This is a genomic window from Streptomyces sp. NPDC003042 (assembly GCF_053591315.1).
On the sequence record NZ_JBSFTP010000051.1, the window covers coordinates 13059 to 32295 of the forward strand.

Genomic DNA, 19237 nt, shown 5'->3' on the forward strand with positions numbered 1-19237 from the left:
GCACTCTTGAACGCACATGAAACACACGTGGGGGCGTTAACGGCGTTAACGCTGTCAGCGCCCCCGGCGTGGGGGCAGCCTCAGATGCGGTTCATGAGGAGTTCCGTGACGGCCTTCAGGTCGTCCGGGGTGAGGTGGGCGGTGAGGGCGTCCGCGATGGTCTCCGGGGAGTGCGTGGAGATCGTGATGCGGGGTGCGGGGGAGGGAGCGTTAACGGCGTTAACGGCGTTAACGCTCTGGGTGGGCGGCGCGGCCGGGCGGGAGCGCTGGCGTGGGGGGTTGACCGTGTTGATCGTCTCGTCGGCGGCCGCGGCCTGGTCCTCCTGGGGGAGGCGGCCGATGCGGCGGGCGGGCTCGACCTTGAGCTCGCCCGTTTCGACCTTCTCCTGGAGGGTGGGCGTGAGGTTCAGCAGGGTCAGGCGCTGGGAGACCCAGGCCGCCGTCTTGCCGAGCCGCTTGGCTACCTGGGCCTGCGAGCCGTGGACGTCGACGAGTTGCTGGATGGCCCGTGCCTGGTCCATGGGGGCCACGTCGACCCGGTGGACGTTGGCGATCAGCGCCGATTCGAGGATGTCCGCCGCCGACGCGGAGAGGGTGTCGTTGACGTGGATGTGCAGGGTCTTCAGGCCGGCCAGCCGGGCGGCCGCGAGGCGGCGGTTGCCGTCGATGACCACGTACGGGGCGCGGCCCAGGCCGTCGGTCCGACCGGGGTGTGCCTCCATGAACGCCATGCGGGTGGCGACCGCCAGGGGCTGGAGCTGGCCTCGGACGGCGAGGGACTGGGCCAGCTCGTCGAGGTCCGTGAGGTCCTCGCGGAGGTTGAACGGGTTGTGGGCGAGGGCGTCGATGGGCACCTCGGACGGGGGGACCACCCCGGAGGTCGGGGCGCCGGTCGCTTCGGCGATGGCCGTGCGGCGGGAGCTGACGCCGACGGGCTGGGCCCGGGCGAAGGAAGCCGAGACTCCGAGTTTGTCGGCCTTGCTCATGAGATCTCCCTTGCGAGGGCGCGCAGGGCGACGGCCTGGTCGCCCTTGGGCGCGTAGACGAACAGCGGCTGCTTCACGCGGACGGCTTCGCGCTGTTCCTTGAGGTCGGGAACGATGGCCACGACGCGCGGATCCTTTATGTCCATCCAGGCTTGGAGGGAGGAGGTGGCGATGTAGCCGCGGCGGCCGTCGTAGAGGTTCACGACGAGGCCGAGGTAGTCGATGTCGAGGCTGAGGTCGTCGCGCAGATCGTTGATCTGGGACGTGAGCAGGTCGTAGGCGTCCGCGGAGGAGTCCTCGGCCTGTACGACGATCAGCGCGCCGGAGGCGCCGGGCTGTTCGGCGTCGCGGCGGCGGCCGTAGTAGATGGCCGCGTCCATGCTGAGGCCGAGGCTGGGCGGGCAGTCGACGAGGATGACGTCGTAGTCGGACTCGACGGGGGCGAGGGCGCGTTCGAGGGCGGCCTCGCGGGCGCGGACGGTGGAGAGGCGGACGTCGAGGAGGAAGGCGTCCGTGCAGGCGGGCAGGATGTGCAGCCGGTCGCCGAACCGCTCGTCCGGGATGGGCACGATGAGGTCGCTGAGCGGGCCCTTGGCCTCGCCGGCCATGTGGCAGGTGAGGCTGTCGCCGCCGATGGGGAGCGGCTGGCGGCCGAGCTGCTTGGTGAGATGGCCCTGCGGGTCGAAGTCGACGAGCAGGACGCGCATGCCGAGGCCCGGGAGGTCTTCGAGGTCGAGCGGTGTGGTGGCGAGCACCACTGCTGCCGCCCGGTCCGCCCGCTCCGCCCGCTCCCTCCGGTCCGGGTCGTCGGCTGCCGAGAGGCGGGCCAGCTGGCGGGCGATGCGGACCGGGTGGAGGGCCGAGGGGTCCTCGGCGAGGGCCTCGGCGGTGCCGGCGGTGATGGCGGTCTTGCCGACTCCGCCCTTCTGGTTGCACACGACGATGCGGCGTACGACCGCGGGCCGCTTGACGGTGGGCGCCGGGTTCATCTCCAGCCAGAGGCGCACCGCCTGGGCGAGACCCTGGGTGAGGGAGACGCCGCGGTCCTTGGAGGTGGCGCGGAAGGACTCCCACTGGCCGGCGGGCAGCCAGGTCGAGAACGATTCGGCGCCGGAGGTGTCGACGGGGGAGGGGGCGGAGGCGAGCGCGCTCCAGTGGGCGATGCCCTGGTGGACGGCGTCCTGGATGTCGGTCCGCAGCTGGGCGGTGCGGATCTTCAACTCCTGGCGGAGCCACGGGGGGAGCTTGGAGACGACCTTCTCTCGGTCGCTCTGGGACGAAGGTGTAGTCATGGGAGGGACTTTACTAACGTTCTGTGGTGCGTGTGGGCGCAACACCTCGGTTTTGCTAACGAAATGGCTGGATCGGGGGTCGGTGCGGCGCGGGACGGCGCGGAACGGCGCGGAACGCGGCAGGGCGGCCTCGCGCACGTCGTAGCGAGCATCCGCCGTGGTTCGCCACGGGGATGTGCGAGGCCGCCCTTGGATGCGGCGTCAGGCGGTCGTGGCCGCCCGGGGGCTGCGCGGGTGGGGCAGGCCGAGCTGGGTCCGGCACTCGGGCGAGCCCGCCGGATCGAAGCGCGGGATGCGCTCGGCGGGCACGATCCCCGGGAGGAGGTGCGTCCAGAGGTCGACGACCCGGGTGTGCAGGTCCTCGCGGCCGGTACGGACGTGCGAGGTGACCTGGATGCCGGTGAACGAGCCGACGACGAGCGTGGACAGGTCGTACACGTCGAGCGTCGCCATGACGTCCCCGCGTTCCTGGGCCGGCGTCAGGCAGCCGTGGCAGGTGTCGATCCAGGTGTTGTACGGGGACGGGTCCGGGTTCGTGAAGGAGCCGAACTCGATGACGAGGCGGACGGCGGCGCGGACGCGGACGTCGGTGCACAGCCCGAACGCCATCTGGTGGGTCAGGTCGATGACCGTCTGGAGGCCGGGCTCCTCGACGGCGGGGACGCCTGCGGAGACCTGGAACTGCTCGTCCATCAGGGCGCGGGCGAGGGCTTCCTTGGACGGGAAGTGGAAGTACAGGGCGCCCTTGGTGACTCCGGCGTGCCTGACCACGTCGCTGAGGCTGGTGCCGCCGAAGCCGGAACGGTCGAAGGCGACGGCCGCGCCGTCGAGGATCGCCTGTCGGGTGATCTCGGCCCGTTCCTGCCTGGCTCTGGCCACGTGGGTGTCTCCTGACGCCGGTTCCGTCCAGTAAATGCCGGGTCAATGTAGTGGGATGGAGTCAAAAAAAACCAGTCGACCAGTACTTTTTGAGGGGTTGGGCTGATCCGGCCGGAGGGCGCCGGGGCGGTCTTCCGGCGCGGATGGGGGCGAGGGTGTGCTCGCTGATGCCGGTGGCGATGACGGCCTTGCCGACTGCCGCGAGGGCCTTTCAGGCGTATTCCGGGAGGGCGAGGGACGTCGCCTTCTGTCCCTCCTTCAGCATCCAGGCCAGGCAGCGCGGGCGGCTCAGCAGCGTGTTGCGCAGCCACAGGCCGAGGGCGGTGGCGGGGGCCAGGAAGGGGCCGGTACGGTCACCGCCCTTCTGGCAGGCCTGCGCGTAGGGGCGTACGAGGGACTCGTAGCGGGTGAAGGCGGCCTGGGGGTTCTCGGGGGAACGGGCCAGTTCGCCGGCCAGGACGTACGCGGCCACGATGCCGGTACCGGTGCCCATGCCACCGATCGTCGCGCCGCAGGCGGCGTCGCCGACGAGGGCGATCCGGCCGGTGGACCAGGTGTCGACGTCGGCGCGGCTGATCGAGTCGAAGTAGAGGTCCTCGGCGGTGGCCAGGGACCCCAGGAGGTGGTCCACCTTCCACGGGAGACCGGCGAAGGCCTGGGAGACGAGCGCCTTCTGGGCGGCGGGGTCGTGGCGGTCGTAGGTGAGCTGCGGCGAGGCGAAGACGAAGAAGGCGCCCGCCCGGGTGGGGTCGGCGGGCGAGGGGCCGACGCCGGCGAGGCGGCCGAGGGAGTTGTGGCCGGTGGAGCCGGGGCGCAGGTCCATGTCGTTCGGCAGGCTCCAGCCGGCGGCGTAGTAGCCGAGGTGGGTGACGTAGCGCTCCTCCGGGCCGAAGGCGAGGCGGCGGACGTGGGAGTGGAGGCCGTCGGCGCCGATGACGATGTCGAAGGTGCGGAGAGGGGCGTGGCGGAAGGTGACGTCCACGCCGGTCCCGGTCTCGGTGAGGGAGGTGATCGAGTCCCCGAAGACGTACTCGGTGGGCAGGGAGGCGTCGTGGAGGACGCGGGAGAGGTCTCCGCGCAGGACCTCGATGTCGCCGCCCGCGAATTCGGCGGGGAGGTGGAGGAGCTCCTTCTCGTCGCTGTCGACGAACGTCATGGGGGTGCCGCCGGTCTGGATGCGGCGGAGTTCGTCGAGGATCCCCATGCGGTCGAGGACGCCCAGGTGGGTTTCGCCGCGGAAGTCGACGGCCTGGCCGCCCGTGCGCAGGGCGGGGGCGATCTCGACGACGGTGGGGCGGAAGCCGTGGCGGCCGAGCCAGTAGGCGAGGGCCGGGCCGGCGATGCTCGCGCCGGAGATGAGGACGGTGGTGGCGCGGCGGGTGGGCACGGTGGCCCTCCTTTAACTGTGTCCGGTGGATACGGATTCGATTTTGTGTACGGTAGACGCAGTTTTGATGCGAGCGCAAGGGGATCTGATGACGGATGAGCAGTGGGGCGCGGCGGTGCGGTTGCTGTGGGGTCCGCCGGCCACGCCCGCGCGGGGGCCCAAGCGCGGCCTGACGCTGCGGGGCATCGCGGCGGCGGGTGTAGGGATTGCCGACGCGGAGGGACTGGGCGGCGTCTCCATGCAGCGGGTGGCCGGGGAACTGGCGGTCACCAAGATGGCCCTCTACCGGTACGTCCCGGGAAAGGCGGAGCTGGTCGCGCTGATGGTGGAGGAGGCCATGCCCGATCCGGCGGCGGCGCTGGACTCCGCCCTGGCGGCGGCCGGTGGCGGCTGGCGGGAGCGGCTCGGGGCGTGGGCGCGGGAGTTGCTCGCCGGGTTCCGGGCGCATCCGTGGCTGCTGGAGGCGACGGTGGGGCCGCGGGCGGTGGGGCCGCGGGAGGTCGGGTGGCTGGAGCGGTCCCTCGCGGCGCTGGAGGGGTGTGCGCTGAGCGGCGCCGAGGCGATGGACGCGGTGGTGCTGGTGTCGGGGCACGTACGGGGGATCGCGGAGCAGGAGCGGGCGGCGGGTGCGGGCGGTGGCGGCGCCGACAGGGGCGGGCCGGACACGGAACTCGGGGCCGTGCTGGGCGAGGTGATGCGGATGCGTGGGGCGGACTACCCGGCGCTCGGGGCCGCGCTCGCCTCGGTCGCCGAGCACGGGGGGCAGGACCAGGCCCTGGAGTTCGGGCTGGAGCGGATCCTCGACGGGATCGGGCTGCTGGTGGAGCGGCGCGGGGCGGCGGGCGACCTTCTGAAGTAGGCGGCACCCTGTTCCGGGGCGGGGCCGGGGAAGCGTCCCGGGAAGTGCCAGCCGAGGAGCGCCGTCCGCCCGGGGGTGGGGCACCTGTCAGCGGTAGCTGGGGAGGGGACTGGACCTCGGGTTGCTGCGGGTGCGCGGGCGGGTCGTGGTCGTGGTGGGCCGCGGTGCGCGGTTGTTGGGGTTGTGGGTTGCCCGTCTGGTCCGGCGGGGCGTTAACGGCGTTAACGCCGTTAAGGGTCTTGGCTTCGCCGGGCGGTGCTCGGGAGCGAAGTGGGCAGCGTTAACGGCGTTAACGCCCGGCGCCCTGGAGTGGGCCCGAGGGGCGAACAACAGTCGGATTTTTCATCAGTAGTTGTCTGCCTTCATCAGTCTTTATCTTGATGGCGTGAAGCTTTCCGAGTGGGCGGTGCGCAACGGCGTGCACTACCAGACCGCGTGGGCCTGGGCGAAGGAGGGCCGTATGCCGGTCCCTGTCGTGCAGACGCCGTCCGGTATGTGGCTGGTCGAAGAGTCCACTCCCGAGATCGCTGGGCGGACGGTGGCGTACTGCCGTGTTTCGTCCGGCGACCAGAAGGCGGATCTTGACCGGCAGGTCTCCCGTGTCGTCCAGGGGGCCAACGGGCTGGGGCTCGCCGTTGCCGAGGTGGTGACCGAGGTCGGGTCGGCACTGAACGGGAAGCGGCGGAAGCTGCACCGTGTCCTGTCGGACCCGGCCGTTGCTGTCATCGTCGTGGAGCATCGCGACCGGCTGGCCCGTTTCGGTGTCGAGCATCTGGAATCGGCCTTGTCGGCTTCCGGCCGGCGCTTGGTGGTGCTCGATCCGCAGGAGACGACCAGCGACCTGGTCCGGGACATCACCGAAGTTCTCACCTCGATGTGTGCCCGACTGTATGGGCAGCGAGCGGCGAAGAACCGGGCCGCACGCGCTATCGCCGAGGCCACCGCTCCGGCGGCGGAGACGACCGGGTGAGCGGGACGGAGCCTGCCGGGAGCGGGAAGAAGAAGCGCCGGGGGTTCGAGGCACGGCCCGGCTTTCACGTCGTGGGCCACAGACTCGCCCTCGACCCGGGCGCGTCCGCCCTGCGGGCTCTGGCCTCGCATTGCGGGGCGGCGCGGGTCGCTTACAACTGGGCGGTGCGGCATGTGCTGGCGAGTTGGTCGCAGCGCGCAGCGGAGGAGACCTACGGCGTCCCCGAGGCAGAACGCGTTCCGTGGCGGTCGTGGTCGCTGCCGTCGTTGCGGAAGGCGTTCAACAAGGCCAAACACACCGACCCATTACTGCAGGAGTGGTGGGCGGAGAACTCGAAGGAGGCCTACAACACCGGCCTCGCGAACGCTGCCGCCGCGTTCGACAACTACGCCAAGTCCCGGCGCGGCGAGCGCAAGGGCGCCCGGATGGGCAGGCCCCGTTTCAAGTCGAAGCGGAAGGCTCGCCCGGCGTGCAAGTTCACCACCGGCACCATCCGCCTCGATGACCGGCGGCATATCGTCCTGCCCCGCCTCGGCCGGATCCGCCTCCACGAGGACGTCCAGCCCCTCGTGGACGCGATCGCCGAAGGCGAGACGCGGATTCTGTCGGTGACGGTGCGGCTCGAGCGGGGCCGCTGGTTCGCGGTCCTACAGACCGAGGAACGCCACACCATCGGCCCTGCCAACCGGCCTGGCACGGCGGTCGGGATCGACTTCGGCGTGAAGACTCTCCTCGTCATGGCGGACTCGGCCGGCGAGGTCCGCGAGGTCGCGAACCCCAAGCACTACGACCAGGCACTCACGCAGCTCCGGAACGCCTCCCGGACCGTCTCCCGCCGACGCGGCCCCAACCGGCGCACCGGACAAGCCCCGTCCCGTCGATGGGAGAAGGCCAACGCGGTCCGTAACCGGGTGCATCACAGGGTGGCGAACCTGCGGGAGAACCATCTCCACCAGGCCACCGCGCGCATCCCCGCCGAGTACGGCACCGTCGTGGTCGAGGACCTCAACGTGAAAGGCATGGTCCGCAACCGGCGTCTGTCCCGCCGTATCTCCGACGCGGCGTTCGGGGAACTGCGGCGCCAACTCACCTACAAGACCCAGCGCCACGGTGGACGTCTGATCGTCGCCGACCGCTGGATGCCCTCCTCGAAGACCTGCTCCCGCTGCGGTGTGGTGAAAGCCAAGCTGCCCCTCGGCGTGCGTGTCTTCGAGTGCGACGCTTGCGGACTCGTCCTGGACCGGGACGCGAACGCAGGCCACAACCTGGCCGCCCTCGCGGCGGCCAACCGTAAAACGGGTACCGGAGTGGCCGGAGACCCGGGCCCCGCCCTGACAGCGGTGCCGAAGCCTCGTGGAGCCAAGCAGAAGACCCGCACCGCCCGAACCCGCAAGGGGACGGGCACGCGGGCGGCTGGCGCAACACCCCACCAGGGGACGGAAGCGAGAGATCGTCGACAGGACACCAGGCGCGAGCAACTCGCGCTCTGGTGACCCGTCACGAACCTTCCGGGCGGAAACGCCCGGAATACTGAGAGCCGCTGAGACTCGAAGCAACGGTTAACGCCGTTAACGCCTGCGCCGGCCAACGGCCGTCAGCGGATGGTCCAGCCGCCCGTCGACCGAGAGGGCGGTGCCGACGACGAGGAGGCGCGGTCGCTGCACCGCCAGGCCGCGGCCGCGGCGATCTCCTCGGGGGCCGCGATACGGGGAAGGAGGGCGGAATCGAGGCGTCGTTCCGGGGGCGATGGCGATGGCGATGGCGTTGACGCGGATGCCCTGGGCCGCGTACTCGGAGGCGGCGGCCTTGGTCAGGCCCCGGACCGCGTGCTTCGAGGCGATGCAGGGGCTGTGGTGGCCACGGGGCCCGCGGTGCTGCTGTTGTTGACGATGGTGCCGCCGTGCGCGCGTTGTTGAAGGCGGAGTCCAGTCGGCCGAGGGTGGTGATGGCCGTCTCGACGGCAAGGGCCACGTCCGCGGCACGGCGACACGTCACCGACGACGTACTGGGCCTGGTGGCCGGCGGCGCGCAGCTCGTCGGTGATGACCGGCTGGGGGAGTGAGCTGGGCAGAGGGGGCTCCACGGTCTGGGACGCGCGGCTGCGCAAGCGGTGGTCGGGGCGCACGGTGCGGGGCCGGAAGCTCGGTATCCGGTCGGAGTCCGGCCCGGCTCCGCCGAGGTCGGGGACGGTGGCTGCCAGGATCTCGTAGCCCTGTTTCCAGGGAGCCGCACATGCGGCGAATGCGGTGTGTGGAGCCCCCCATGGCCAAGCAGGAACGTGCGGAACGTACACGGGAATCTCTGGTGCGATCGGCGGCGGAGGTGTTCGCCGAGGAGGGCTACGGCGCCGCGTCGGTCGCCGCGATCGCCGCGCGGTCCGCGGTGACCACCGGTGCGCTGCACTTCCACTTCGACGGCAAGAGCGCGCTCGCCCGGATCGTCGAGGACCGCGCGGCGGACGCGGTGCGGCGGATCATCCTCACGGCTGGGGAGAAGGGCGGCGGCCGGGCCGGGGATCCGTTGGGGGTACTGGCCGACTCGACGTACACGCTGTTGGCGCTGCTCGCCGAGGACGTCGTCGTGCGGGCCGGTTTCGCCCTGTCCGCGGACAGGGCCCGCGCGAGCGGGGTCGACTTGCGCGGGCAGTGGCAGCGGTGGATCGGCGAACTGATCGACGGCGCGCAGCGGGCGGGGCTACTCGCGGAGGGGGTGTCCTCGCAGGACGCGGCGCGGGCGGTGGTGGCCTCGACGGTCGGGCTGGAGGTGCTCGGCGCATCGGATCCCGACTGGGCCGCGGCGCATACGCCCAGCTGGATCGGATCGCTGATCCTGACGCGGATGGGGGCCAGCAAAACAGACTGAATGGTTTGGTAAATATAGGGATGACGACTCGCTTGATTGTTCCTTGGAGCGCGTTTCGTTGAGTGTGTGACGTGTCGAGCGAGTGTGATTTCGGTAAAAGCACAGGTCGCGTGGGTGGATGGTTCCCTTCGGGCCTGAAACAGCGTGAATGGTTTGGTATTGACAAACCGTCGGGCCTGTTTTTTACTGACCCTGCGACTCATCCAAGGACAGGGGAGTACTACGTGGACATCGATGTACTGGGCCCACTGACCGTGCGGGAGAACGGGATCTCCATCACGCCGACCGCCCCCAAGCCTCGGCAGGTCCTCGCCCTTCTGGCCCTCCATGCCGATCAGGTCGTGCCGGTGTCGGCCCTGATCGAGGAGCTGTGGGGCGCGCTGCCGCCGCGCAGCGCCCGTACGACGCTGCAGACGTACGTACTCCAGCTGCGCACGCTGATCGCGACCGCCCTGGAGGGCAGCGACGCCGAACGGACGGCGAAGGACGTACTCGTGACCCTGCCCGGCGGCTACCGGCTGAGCAGCGGCGGCGGGACCAGCGATGTGCGGGAGTTCGACCGCCTGTCCGGGATGGGCTACCGGGCGATGGACGCGGGCGACTACCCGGGCGCCGCCCGGCTGCTGCGCCAGGCGCTGGGGCTGTGGTCGGGGTCCGCCTTCGCCGATGTGCAGGGCGGCGTGCAACTGGACATGGAGATCCGGCGGCTGGAGGAGACCCGGCTGTGCGCCCTCGACCAGCGCATCGATGCCGACATGAAGCTGGGCCGGCACCGCGAGCTGCTGGCCGAGCTGACGGTGCTGGCGAGCCGGTACCCGACGCACGAGAACCTGCACGGCCAGTTCATGCTCGCCCTGCACCGGTCGGGGCGGCGCGGGGAGGCGTTGGCCGTGTTCCAGCGGCTGCGCGCCACGCTCGTACGCGACCTGGGGCTGGAGCCGTCGGGCGCGCTGCGCCGGTTGCAGCGGTCGATTCTGATGGCGGGTCCGGAGGGCGTGGGCAAGGCAGCGGCCGGGGCCGGCGTCGGCGCCGGGGTCGGCGCCGGGGCAGTGGGAACGGTTCCGGCCTCGGGAGTGAGGGTTGAGCGGCTCGTCAGGGCCTGAGCCCGCGCCGGTGCAGGGCCGGAGCTTGGACAGAGCGGGGGCGGAAGGAGACGGAGGGGTGCAGGAGAGGTCGGAGCGGACCCGTAGGCGATTGGTCTTCGCCGGGGCCGAGATGTTCCACCGCAACGGATACACCAACGCGACGCTCGGCCAGATCGCGGTTGCGGCCGGGGTCACGAAGGGGGCGCTGTACTTTCACTTCGCCTCGAAGGACGAACTCGCGCACGCCGTACAGCAGCGGGGATGCGGGATGTTGCACGAGGCGGTGCGCGGCCTGCGGGAGAGCGGGGCCTCGCCGTTGCAGGCCCTGATCGACACGACGCACTGGCTGGCGCGGACGCTGCACGAGGATCCGGCGGTCCCGGCGAGCTTCCGGATCACGAAGGAATGCGGGGGCCGGCAGCCGGCGGTCCGGGACTTTCACCAGACGTGGCTGGCGGCGGTGAGCGGGTTGCTGCGGATGGCACGGGATGTGGGTGAGCTGCCGGCGGGCAGTGGCTCCGGCGGTGACGACGGGGACGGGGACCGGGACCGGTGGGAGAGCGCCGAGGCGTTGGTGGCCGCGGCGGTCTGCGGGATCGAGGTGCTGTCCGGGACCGGGCTGTCGTACCCGGAGTTGCGGCGGAAGGTGGCCGCCTTGTGGGGGCTGCTGCTGCCGAGCCTGGTGGGCGAGGCGCGGGTGGCGGAGTACCGGACGGGAGCGGCTGACGTCCGGGGGCTGGACGGGGAGCGGTGTTACGAGTTCCTCGGGAGCGGAAGTGGAAGCGGAAGTGGGAGCGGGAGCGCGGTGTAGGCCGGACCGCGAAGAGGGCCTCTGAAGGGGCTCGACGATTCGGTGACATGGCCTGGGCCTGGGCCGTCGACAGCTGGAGGAGGGGTGACCGTGAAGATTCAGGTTCTGGGTCCGTTGAGTGCCGAGGTCAACGGAAACTCGATCGTGCCGACCGCGGGCAAGCCGCGTCAGATCCTGGCGCTGCTCGCGCTGCACCCGGGGCGGGTGATGCCGGTGCCCACCCTCATGGAGGAGATCTGGGGGTACGAGCTGCCGCAGAGCGCGATGACCACCTTGCAGACGTACATCCTCCAGCTGCGCCGCAGGCTGGGCACGGCGATGGGGCCGAACCGGCCCGGAGGTGCCAAGGAGGTCCTCACGACACGGCACGGCGGGTACCTGCTCCAGGTGCCGCCGGAGTGCATCGACGTCAATGAGTACGAGACGTTGGCCGCGCGGGGGCAGAGCGCCTTCGACGCCGGTGACGACGAGGGCTCGGCGGCGCTGCTGCGGGCGGCGCTCGCGCTGTGGCAGGGGCCCACTCTGGTCGACGTACGGGTGGGGCCGGTGCTCGGGATCGAGGTCATGAGACTGGAGGAGAGCCGGCTGGGCACCGTGGAGCGGCGGATCGACGTCGACCTGCGGCTGGGGCGGCACACGGAACTCCTCGCCGAGCTCACCGAGTTGACGGCGCGGCATCGGCAGCACGAGGGACTGCACTCCCAGATGATGGTGGCGCTGTACCGGTCGGGGCGGCAGGCGGCCGCGCTCGACGTGTACCGGCGGCTGCGCGGGCGGCTGGTCGAGGACCTCGGGGTCGAGCCGTCGCCGCCGTTGCAGCGGCTGCACCAGGCGATGCTGACGGTGGATCCGGCGCTGGATGTGGCGGCGGGGGGGAAGAGGGGGTCGACGTTCGACCTCTACGCCGCCTAGGCCTGCGGCGGTTGAGGGGGCGAGTCCTGCGGCGCCGTTGCGCTGGCGGTGCGGGGCTGCGGCCGGGTTTCTGGGGCTCGGCCCCGGGCCCTGCGCCTCAAACGCCGGCGGGGCTGGATCGGCCGGTGAGTGGGCTGGAATCGGCTCCGTCCCGGGCTCTGCGCCTCAAGCGTCAGCAGGGCTGGGTGGGGGGTGGCAGGGTGGGGGGATGGGTGAGCTGCGGGGGATGACGAGGTTTTGGCTCGATGTGGCGGACGGGGAGTTGGACGATCTACGGGAGCGGCTCGGGCGGGTGCGGTGGCCCGGGGAGTTGGACGGGGTCGGGTGGGACTACGGGATGCCACTCGGGGACATGCGTGAGCTCGTGCGGTACTGGCGCGAGGAGTACGACTGGCGCGCCGCCGAGGCGCGGCTGAATGCCTGGCTGCAGTACACCACCGTCATCGACGGTGCGCGCGTGCACTTCGCGCACATCCGCTCGCCGGAGCCGGATGCCACGCCGCTGCTGATGACCCATGGCTGGCCGGGGTCGTTCGTGGAGTTCCAGCGGGTCGCCGGCCCGCTGACGGATCCCCGGGCGCACGGTGCGGATCCCGCGGACGCCTTCCACCTCGTGCTGCCCAGCATCCCCGGCTTCGGGCTGTCCGGGCCGACGACGGAGCGGGGTTGGGAGTTCAAGCGGGTGGCGCGGGCCTTCGGGGCGCTGATGGAGCGGCTCGGGTACGAGACGTACGGGGTCCAGGGCGGCGACTGGGGGGCCGCCATATCGCGGGAGCTGGGGCGGATCAGGCCCGGCAACGTCGTCGGGGTGCATCTGAATCTGCTGCCCGGGGCGGGGGCCACCGCTGAGCCGGACGAGGCCGAGCTGGCTGGGCTGAGTCCCGCCGAGCGCGCGCGCACCCTCGCCTCCTGGGAGCGGTACCGCGTCTGGGCGCGCGAGCGGCAGGGCTACGCCGACATCCAGGCGACCCGGCCGCAGACCCTCGCCTACGGGCTGAACGATTCACCGGCCGGGCTGCTCGCCTGGATCGGGGAGAAGTTCGCCGAGTGGAGCGATCCCCGGTGCGCGGTCGACCGGGATCAGATGCTGACCAACGTGATGCTGTACTGGCTGACCGGGACCGCCGGCAGCGCCGCCCGGATCTACTACGAGCGGGCGCACGCCGACTACTACGGGGAGCCGCCCGAGGTGTCGGCCACGCCGACGGCCCTCGCCGACTTCCCCCGGGACAATTTCATACCGCTACGTCACATCGCCGCGCGCACCGACGCCGTCGTGCGCTGGACCTCGTACGACCGGGGCGGGCACTTCCCCGCCATGGAGGTGCCGGAGCTGCTGGTGGGGGACATCCGGGCCTTCTTCGGAGTGCTTCTGAGATCATCATCCGATGAATGACGAACCGCGGACCGCACCCGTCCTGGTCGGCGACGAACGCGAGACCCTCACGAGCGTCCTGCAGTGGCAGCGCGACACCCTGATGATGAAGTGCGCGGGCCTGAGCCCCGAACAGCTGCGGCGCAAGGCCGTCGCGCCGTCCGGGCTGACTCTGCTGGGGCTGGTCCGGCACCTGGCGGAGGTCGAGCGGGGCTGGTTCCGCAACGTCGTGGGCGGTGAGGACGTACGCGCCTACTTCCCGAAGAACGAGGCGGGCGAGTGGACCGAGTTCCACGTCGAGGACGCGGACCCGGCGGAGTCCTTCAGGATCTGGGAGGAGGCCTGCGCGCGCTCGCGCGCCGTCGTGGCGGCCGCCGAGTCCCTCGCCATACAAGGGCACTACGGCCAAGGGCACTACGGCGACCAGGGCTACTCGCTGCGCTACGTCCTGGCCCACATGATCGAGGAGTACGCCCGGCACAACGGGCACGCCGACCTGTTGCGCGAGGCGATCGACGGGACCACCGGGGAGTAGCCGGCCCCTGGTCAGGCCTGCGCCGTCCCGGCCCGGTCCACGGCGTCCAGCGCGACCTGCCACGGGAAGTGCGGCGGGTTGTCGGGGCCGGCCGGGCCGGGGACGAAGCCGCCCTCGCCGTGGAGCAGTTCGGCGCCCGCACCGCGCAGGACGGCGAGGGACTGCTCGAACTGGGGGTGCGCGGCGAGCGCGGCGTTCGTGCACGGCATGGCGACGACCGGGGTGCCCTTGCCGAGGGCCTCGGTGGCGACCCCGACGACGAACCGGTCGGTGAGGCCGAGGGCCCAGGCGTTGACCGAGTTGAAGGTGGCGGGGGCGAAGAGCACGGCGTCCGCGGGCGGCCATACGTCGGCCTCGCCGGGCATCTTGTACTGCCAGCGCACCGGGTTGCCGGTCAGGGCGGCGAGTCCGTCGAGGCTCCCGGACACCCACTGCGCCGCTGTCGGGGTCAGGCCCAGACAGACGTCCCAGCCGCGCGCCTGGGCGTCCTCGATCACGTGGGCCACTTCGAAGACGGGGGGAGCGGCGGAGCAGAACAGGTAGAGAGTTCTCGTCATATGACAATGTGATCATAAAATCTTGACCTCAAGTTTCCTTGAGGTGACAGGGTGATGGTCATGGACACCGAAAACAGCACAGGTCAGAGCGCGGACGTCAAGGCCATCGCGGAGGTCGTCGCCACCGTCGAGCGCACCCAGCGGGCCAAGGACGCCGAGGGGTTCCTCGCGCTCTTCCACCCGGACGCCCTCTGGACCACCGGCCACGGCAAGGTGCTCATCGGCTTCGACGCCATCGCCGAGTTCACCCGCGCGGTGCTGCCCGGCGCGAACTGGGACGGCGAGGTCACCTACGAGGTCACGCACACGCAGTTCCTGCGGCCCGACGTGGCGGCGGTCAAGGTGCGGCAGCTCTACCGCGCCGAGTCGGGGGACACCGAGGGTGTCCCGCTGTACGTGATGACCCGACAGGACGACGGGCGCTGGCTGCTGACCGCCTGCCAGAACACCCAGGTGTTCGCCGGTTAGGGCAGGTCGGCCTCGAAGGGTGACGGGCCAGGAGTCGAGCCGGCCGCCGATGAGTTTCGGCTGGGACGCACGGGAACATCATGCGCAAGGTCATCGCCTCCATCTTCATCTCGGTCGACGGCGTCTTCGAGGACCCGAGCTGGTCGATGCCCTTCTGGAACGACGAGGCGGCCACCTTCGCGGGCGAACAGCTCGCGGCCAGTGACGCGCTGCTGCTGGGCCGGGTCACCCACGAGGGCATGTCCGAAGCCTGGACCGCACGCGACGACTCCGACGACCCCGGCACCGACCGGATGAACTCCCTCCCCAAGTACGTCGCCACCAGCACGTTGGACACCCCCGTGTGGAACGCCAGCTTCCTGACCGGCGACCTCGCCGCCGAGGTCACGGCGCTCAAGCAGGAGGACGGCGGCGACCTGCTGATCTACCTCTGATCTAGCCCAGTGCTCCGCCCTTCAGGGCGGGGGTGAGGGCCATCCTTGGCCCGGAGGCGCGGAGCGCCGGATTGCTTTGCGCTTCTGGGGTGGCGGTCAGGCGGGACGCTGCCGGTTTTCGATGTACTGCTTGACGACGGTGGTTCCGCACGGTGATGTCCGTGGACATCCCGCAGGGCCGCGACCTGAACATCACCCGCGTGCACCGCTGCTGGGGCATGGCCAACATTCCCAAAGTGGGCCGGGTCGCTTCCGGTGGACCAAGGACCTGCCCGTGGGCAAGCATGCCAACGCGGAGAACCGGATCACAGGGGCGCGGCTGATCAAGGACCCGCTCGGCTGGCACATCGCCTTCCGCGTCCAGACCCTGGAGGTCAAGCCCGAGCCACACCAGGGGCCGGAGGTGGGCATCGACGTGGGCGTCACCGTGCCCATCGCCCTCTCCGACGGTGGGACGTACGAGCACGACGAGTGGCTGACGGAGAGGGAGCAGGCGAAGCTCCTGCACCTGGAGCGGCGCGCCGCACGGCGTAAGCGGCACCGCAAGCCCGGCGAGCGCACCAGCCGCTGACTGCACCACACCTACGACCAGATCTCAGGACTCCGCGGGAAAGCCAAGCGCAGAGCCCTGGACTGGCAACATCAGACGACCACCACCATCGCCCGCACATACGGCACCGTCGTGGTCGAAGCACTCACCATCAGGAACATGGTCAAGTCGGCCAGGGGAACCATCGAAGAGCCGGGAAGGAACGTCGCCCAGAAATCCGGGCTGAACCGCTCCATCAGCGGGGAGGCGTGGGGCCGGACAGTCACCATGCTGACGTACAAGACCGCCCAGTACGGCGGCACCCCGCACAAGGTCCCCGCCCCCAACACTTCCCGGCGATGCTCCGCGTGCGGCTTCATCACACCCGGAAGCAGGGAGTCCCAGGCTGTGTTCGTGTGCAAGAACCCGGACTGCGGCTGGTCAGGCAACGCCGACCACAACGCGGCCCGCAACGTCTTGCACCTGTACCGGATGGGCCTCGCGCTCATCCCGGCTGCCGGGAGGGCAGTCGTCAGGCGTGCCCAGCGCGTCAAAGCCCGCTGCCGCAAGGTAAGCAGGAATCTCCCGGCTTCAGCCGGGAGAGCACTTCAAGAGAGGTTCAGGACGCCGACCGGCTGGGTGCCGCTGACCTCGCCCGTGAGCTGGAAGCCCAGGCCCAGGTAGAAGGGCGCCGGGCTGTCCTCGCCGTCGTGCCAGGTGACGTACGCCTGGGACGCGCCGCGGCGGCGGATCTCCTCGGTGACGGCCTCCACGGCGAAGCGGCCGTAGCCCTTGCCCTGGTGGCCGGCCGCGATGTTCAGGCGCCAGATGCCGGAGCGCCGGTGCTCCGGGTCCTTTTCCGGGGCCCAGACGATGTCCATGAACGCCATGACGAAGCCCACCACCTCGTCGCCGTCGACCACGGCCCGGGGCCAGGCGGCCGGCCCGTGGACGTACGCCTCCGCCAGCGACTTCACGACGGGGGAGACGAGATGCTCCTGGTGGGGGTGGACCCGCACGGCGCACACCGCGTCGAAGTTCTCCGGGGTGACGGGTGCCAGGCGGGGCGTCGGGATGATCATGTCCGCAGTGTAGTCACCTTGAAAAGAACGGGCCAGCCGGTATATTTTTTGGGGAGACGACGGAAGGGGACATGGTGCGGGCACAGGTGGCAGTGGTCGGAGGCGGACCCGTCGGCATGCTGGTCGCGGCCGAGCTGGCCGGGTACGGGGTCGACACCCTGGTCCTGGAGACACGCACACGCGTCTCGGAGCGGCCCAAGGCCACCACCCTGCACGCCAGAGCGGTGCAGTGCCTGGCCAGGCGTGGTCACCTGCCGCCTCCCTCGGAGCGGCCGCCCCGGGGCGAGGCCTGCGGGGACTTCCACTTCGCAGGCATACCCGGGCTGGTCATCACCGCGCCCGAGACGGAGCCGGAGCCGATCCTCAAGTACCCCCAGGCGGAGCTGGAGAGGCTGTTCGAGGCGCGGGCCCGGGCGGCGGGCGCGCGGGTGCTGCGCGGGCACCGGGTGACCGGGATCGGCGAGGAGCGGGACGGGGTGCGGCTGCGGGTCGAGGGGCCGGACGGCCCGACGACCTACTTCGTGGAGTACGTCGTCGGTGCGGACGGGGCGCGCAGCACGGTGCGTGAACAGGTCGGCATCGGCTCCGACGTCGGCCAGGCCACGGTGTCCGCCCTGACGGGTCACGTCACGCTGGGGGACGCGGCGGCGTGGGAGCCGGGGTGGCGGCGCACGCCGCGCGGCTGGATCATCTCCAAGCACACGCCGGGCGGCGGCACACACATCCGGACGCTCAACTGCGCGAGCGCGCACGAGGACCGGCAGCGGACGCCGTCACTGGAGGAGTTCCGCCGGGAGGTGTCCCGAATCGCCGGACATGACGTCGCGATGGGAGAGCCGCGCTGGATCAGCCGGTTCAGCGACTTCACCCAGCTCGCCCGGACTTTCCGTACGGGGCGGACCTTCCTCGTGGGCGACGCGGCTCACGTGCACTTTCCGATAGGCGGCCAGGGGCTGAGTACCGGAGTGCTGGACGCCCTCAACCTGAGCTGGAAGTTGGCGCTCGCGGTGCGGGGCGAGGCGGGAGAGGGCTTGCTCGACACCTACGACCTGGAGCGCCGTCCGGCTGCCCAGCGGGTCGTCGACAACACACGGGCCCAGCTCGCCCTGATGCGGCCGGGCCGTGAAGTGGACGCGCTGCGTCGGGTCTTCGGCGGGCTGCTGGCCGCCGACCACCTCAAGGACGCGATCAGCGCCCAGGACACGCTGTACCCGACGTACACCAGTCGTCCTTCCCCGTGGGAAGGACGCTTCCTGTCGAACGCGCGGCTCACCACGCGCGACGGCGAGACCGACGTGATCCGGCTGTTGCGGGACGGCCGGCCGCTGTTGCTGCTCTTCGGTGAGAAGGCCGGCGGCTACCTGGAGGAAGCCCGGCCGTGGTCGGGGACCCTGAACGCGGCCCTGGCGACGCAGACGCCCGGCATGCCGTACGAGGCGCTTCTCGTGCGTCCCGACGGCTACATCGCCTGGGGGCCGGGAGGCGCCGGCCTGGCCGATGCCCTGGCGGTGTACTTCGCCGACAGGGATCGGGCAGCCTACTTGACCGCGTCCACGGTCTCCCTCTCCTGCGACGCCTCCACGGCCTCGGCGTAGACGTCGGCGCCCCGCCTCTCGCCGATGTCGAGAGAGGCGAGGACCGAGGACTGCACGATGCTGGGCAGCAGGTGACGCAGCAGTGCGGTCACCCTGATCACGAGGTCCTGGTAATCGGTGAGCGCCTGGGACATGGACTGGATGCCGGAGTAGGAGCCCACGATGACGTCGGCGGTCTCGGCCGGTACGACGTGGGGCAGCAGCTCGCCCTGGGCCCGGGCCTTCTCCAGCCGGTCCCGGACGACAACGGCCCAGTCCCGGAACGGTCCGCTGCGGTCGAGGCCCTGCGCCAGCTGGTCCATGGTCAGCCGTACTCCCGCCCGGACCATGGGGTCGGTCTGCAAGCGGTGGGTGTGCAGCATGACGATGTCCGCGATCTCCTGGACCTTGGACGCACGGTCGGGGGTGACGAGCTTCTGGTTCTGTGCGTTCAGAACCCCGAAGGCCAGGTCTTCCTTGGACTGGAAGTGGAAGTACAAGGCTCCCTTGGTCACCCCGGCCGTGGCGAGGATCTGGGAGATGGTGGCCGCTTGGTAGCCGTGCTCCTCGAAGACCTTGGCTGCCGCGAACAGGATGGTCTGGCGCGTGCGGATGGCTCGTTCCTGCTCGGCCATGGTGG

Annotated in this window: 21 protein-coding genes and 1 pseudogene; 14 read left to right on the plus strand and 8 right to left on the minus strand. The window is 70.8% G+C overall.

Features of this window, described 5'->3' with window-relative positions:
- Positions 1–80 precede the first annotated feature (80 nt).
- The 4 genes from ACWDYJ_RS23400 to ACWDYJ_RS23415 form a co-directional block, all read right to left on the minus strand.
- A complete protein-coding gene (locus ACWDYJ_RS23400; protein WP_451567541.1) occupies positions 81–986 on the minus strand; it encodes a ParB/RepB/Spo0J family partition protein in 906 nt (301 codons plus the stop codon).
- Positions 983–2278, minus strand: coding sequence for a ParA family protein (locus ACWDYJ_RS23405; protein WP_451567542.1), 1296 nt, complete (start codon positions 2276–2278; stop codon positions 983–985). Before ACWDYJ_RS23405 ends, ACWDYJ_RS23400 begins: the two co-directional genes overlap by 4 nt.
- A gap of 201 nt (positions 2279–2479) precedes the next feature.
- Positions 2480–3157 (minus strand): ScbR family autoregulator-binding transcription factor, encoded by a 678-nt coding sequence (locus tag ACWDYJ_RS23410; protein ID WP_451567543.1) that lies wholly within the window; start codon positions 3155–3157, stop codon positions 2480–2482.
- A gap of 211 nt (positions 3158–3368) precedes the next feature.
- Positions 3369–4544, minus strand: coding sequence for an FAD-dependent monooxygenase (locus ACWDYJ_RS23415; RefSeq protein ID WP_451567544.1), 1176 nt, complete (start codon positions 4542–4544; stop codon positions 3369–3371).
- An 88-nt stretch (positions 4545–4632) separates the two neighbouring features.
- Between ACWDYJ_RS23415 and ACWDYJ_RS23420 the strand changes: the two genes are divergently transcribed.
- From ACWDYJ_RS23420 to tnpB, 3 genes are all read left to right on the plus strand, one after another.
- Entirely contained in the window at positions 4633–5403 is a 771-nt protein-coding gene (locus tag ACWDYJ_RS23420) for a TetR/AcrR family transcriptional regulator (RefSeq protein WP_451567545.1), read from the plus strand.
- A 385-nt stretch (positions 5404–5788) separates the two neighbouring features.
- The gene (locus ACWDYJ_RS23425; protein WP_451567586.1) at positions 5789–6373 is read left to right on the plus strand and encodes an IS607 family transposase; all 585 of its coding nucleotides are present in this window, start codon (positions 5789–5791) and stop codon (positions 6371–6373) included.
- Positions 6374–6444: 71 nt separating this feature from the next.
- On the plus strand, positions 6445–7866 hold the full coding sequence (tnpB, locus tag ACWDYJ_RS23430) for an IS607 family element RNA-guided endonuclease TnpB (protein ID WP_451567546.1): 1422 nt from the start codon (positions 6445–6447) through the stop codon (positions 7864–7866).
- Between the two features lie 75 nt (positions 7867–7941).
- Here tnpB and ACWDYJ_RS23435 read toward each other — a convergent pair whose 3' ends face one another.
- Complete coding sequence (locus ACWDYJ_RS23435; protein WP_451567547.1) at positions 7942–8337, minus strand: SDR family oxidoreductase; 396 nt, start codon at positions 8335–8337, stop codon at positions 7942–7944.
- Between ACWDYJ_RS23435 and ACWDYJ_RS23440 the strand changes: the two genes are divergently transcribed.
- The 7 genes from ACWDYJ_RS23440 (at position 8274) to ACWDYJ_RS23470 (ending at position 13953) form a co-directional block, all read left to right on the plus strand.
- Positions 8274–8435 carry a hypothetical protein gene (locus ACWDYJ_RS23440; RefSeq protein WP_451567590.1) on the plus strand — a complete coding sequence of 54 codons (162 nt, stop codon included), beginning with the start codon at positions 8274–8276 and terminating at the stop codon, positions 8433–8435. The two genes, ACWDYJ_RS23435 and ACWDYJ_RS23440, sit on opposite strands and share 64 nt — an antisense overlap.
- Positions 8436–8635: 200 nt before the next feature.
- Positions 8636–9235, plus strand: a complete 600-nt coding sequence (locus ACWDYJ_RS23445; protein ID WP_451567548.1) for a ScbR family autoregulator-binding transcription factor — start codon at positions 8636–8638, stop codon at positions 9233–9235.
- A gap of 224 nt (positions 9236–9459) precedes the next feature.
- On the plus strand, positions 9460–10338 hold the full coding sequence (locus tag ACWDYJ_RS23450; protein WP_451567549.1) for an AfsR/SARP family transcriptional regulator: 879 nt from the start codon (positions 9460–9462) through the stop codon (positions 10336–10338).
- 58 nt (positions 10339–10396) lie between these two features.
- The gene (locus tag ACWDYJ_RS23455) at positions 10397–11131 is read left to right on the plus strand and encodes a ScbR family autoregulator-binding transcription factor (protein ID WP_451567550.1); all 735 of its coding nucleotides are present in this window, start codon (positions 10397–10399) and stop codon (positions 11129–11131) included.
- A gap of 90 nt (positions 11132–11221) precedes the next feature.
- On the plus strand, positions 11222–12043 hold the full coding sequence (locus tag ACWDYJ_RS23460; protein WP_451567551.1) for an AfsR/SARP family transcriptional regulator: 822 nt from the start codon (positions 11222–11224) through the stop codon (positions 12041–12043).
- A gap of 208 nt (positions 12044–12251) precedes the next feature.
- Entirely contained in the window at positions 12252–13439 is a 1188-nt protein-coding gene (locus tag ACWDYJ_RS23465) for an epoxide hydrolase family protein (protein ID WP_451567552.1), read from the plus strand.
- Complete coding sequence (locus tag ACWDYJ_RS23470) at positions 13432–13953, plus strand: DinB family protein (RefSeq protein ID WP_451567553.1); 522 nt, start codon at positions 13432–13434, stop codon at positions 13951–13953. Before ACWDYJ_RS23465 ends, ACWDYJ_RS23470 begins: the two co-directional genes overlap by 8 nt.
- A gap of 11 nt (positions 13954–13964) precedes the next feature.
- Here ACWDYJ_RS23470 and ACWDYJ_RS23475 read toward each other — a convergent pair whose 3' ends face one another.
- Entirely contained in the window at positions 13965–14510 is a 546-nt protein-coding gene (locus tag ACWDYJ_RS23475; RefSeq protein ID WP_451567554.1) for a flavoprotein, read from the minus strand.
- Positions 14511–14570: 60 nt separating this feature from the next.
- Here ACWDYJ_RS23475 and ACWDYJ_RS23480 point away from each other — a divergent pair, with 60 nt between their 5' ends.
- The 3 genes and pseudogenes from ACWDYJ_RS23480 to ACWDYJ_RS23490 all read left to right on the plus strand — a co-directional run bounded on the left by ACWDYJ_RS23480 (position 14571) and on the right by ACWDYJ_RS23490 (position 16625).
- Positions 14571–14978: an SgcJ/EcaC family oxidoreductase gene (locus tag ACWDYJ_RS23480; RefSeq protein WP_451567555.1), complete on the plus strand. Its 408-nt coding sequence runs from the start codon at positions 14571–14573 to the stop codon at positions 14976–14978.
- Positions 14979–15058: 80 nt separating this feature from the next.
- The gene (locus ACWDYJ_RS23485; protein WP_451567556.1) at positions 15059–15412 is read left to right on the plus strand and encodes a dihydrofolate reductase family protein; all 354 of its coding nucleotides are present in this window, start codon (positions 15059–15061) and stop codon (positions 15410–15412) included.
- A 155-nt stretch (positions 15413–15567) separates the two neighbouring features.
- A pseudogene (locus ACWDYJ_RS23490) lies at positions 15568–16625 on the plus strand (RNA-guided endonuclease InsQ/TnpB family protein).
- Here ACWDYJ_RS23490 and ACWDYJ_RS23495 read toward each other — a convergent pair.
- Entirely contained in the window at positions 16550–17023 is a 474-nt protein-coding gene (locus tag ACWDYJ_RS23495; protein ID WP_451567557.1) for a GNAT family N-acetyltransferase, read from the minus strand. The pseudogene ACWDYJ_RS23490 and the gene ACWDYJ_RS23495 sit on opposite strands and share 76 nt — an antisense overlap.
- Before the next feature lie 71 nt (positions 17024–17094).
- On the opposite strand from ACWDYJ_RS23495, the gene ACWDYJ_RS23500 reads away from it, so the two are divergent.
- The gene (locus ACWDYJ_RS23500) at positions 17095–18618 is read left to right on the plus strand and encodes an FAD-dependent monooxygenase (RefSeq protein ID WP_451567558.1); all 1524 of its coding nucleotides are present in this window, start codon (positions 17095–17097) and stop codon (positions 18616–18618) included.
- Here ACWDYJ_RS23500 and ACWDYJ_RS23505 read toward each other — a convergent pair.
- The gene (locus ACWDYJ_RS23505) at positions 18561–19232 is read right to left on the minus strand and encodes a ScbR family autoregulator-binding transcription factor (protein ID WP_451567559.1); all 672 of its coding nucleotides are present in this window, start codon (positions 19230–19232) and stop codon (positions 18561–18563) included. The genes ACWDYJ_RS23500 and ACWDYJ_RS23505 overlap by 58 nt on opposite strands.
- Positions 19233–19237: the final 5 nt, after the last annotated feature.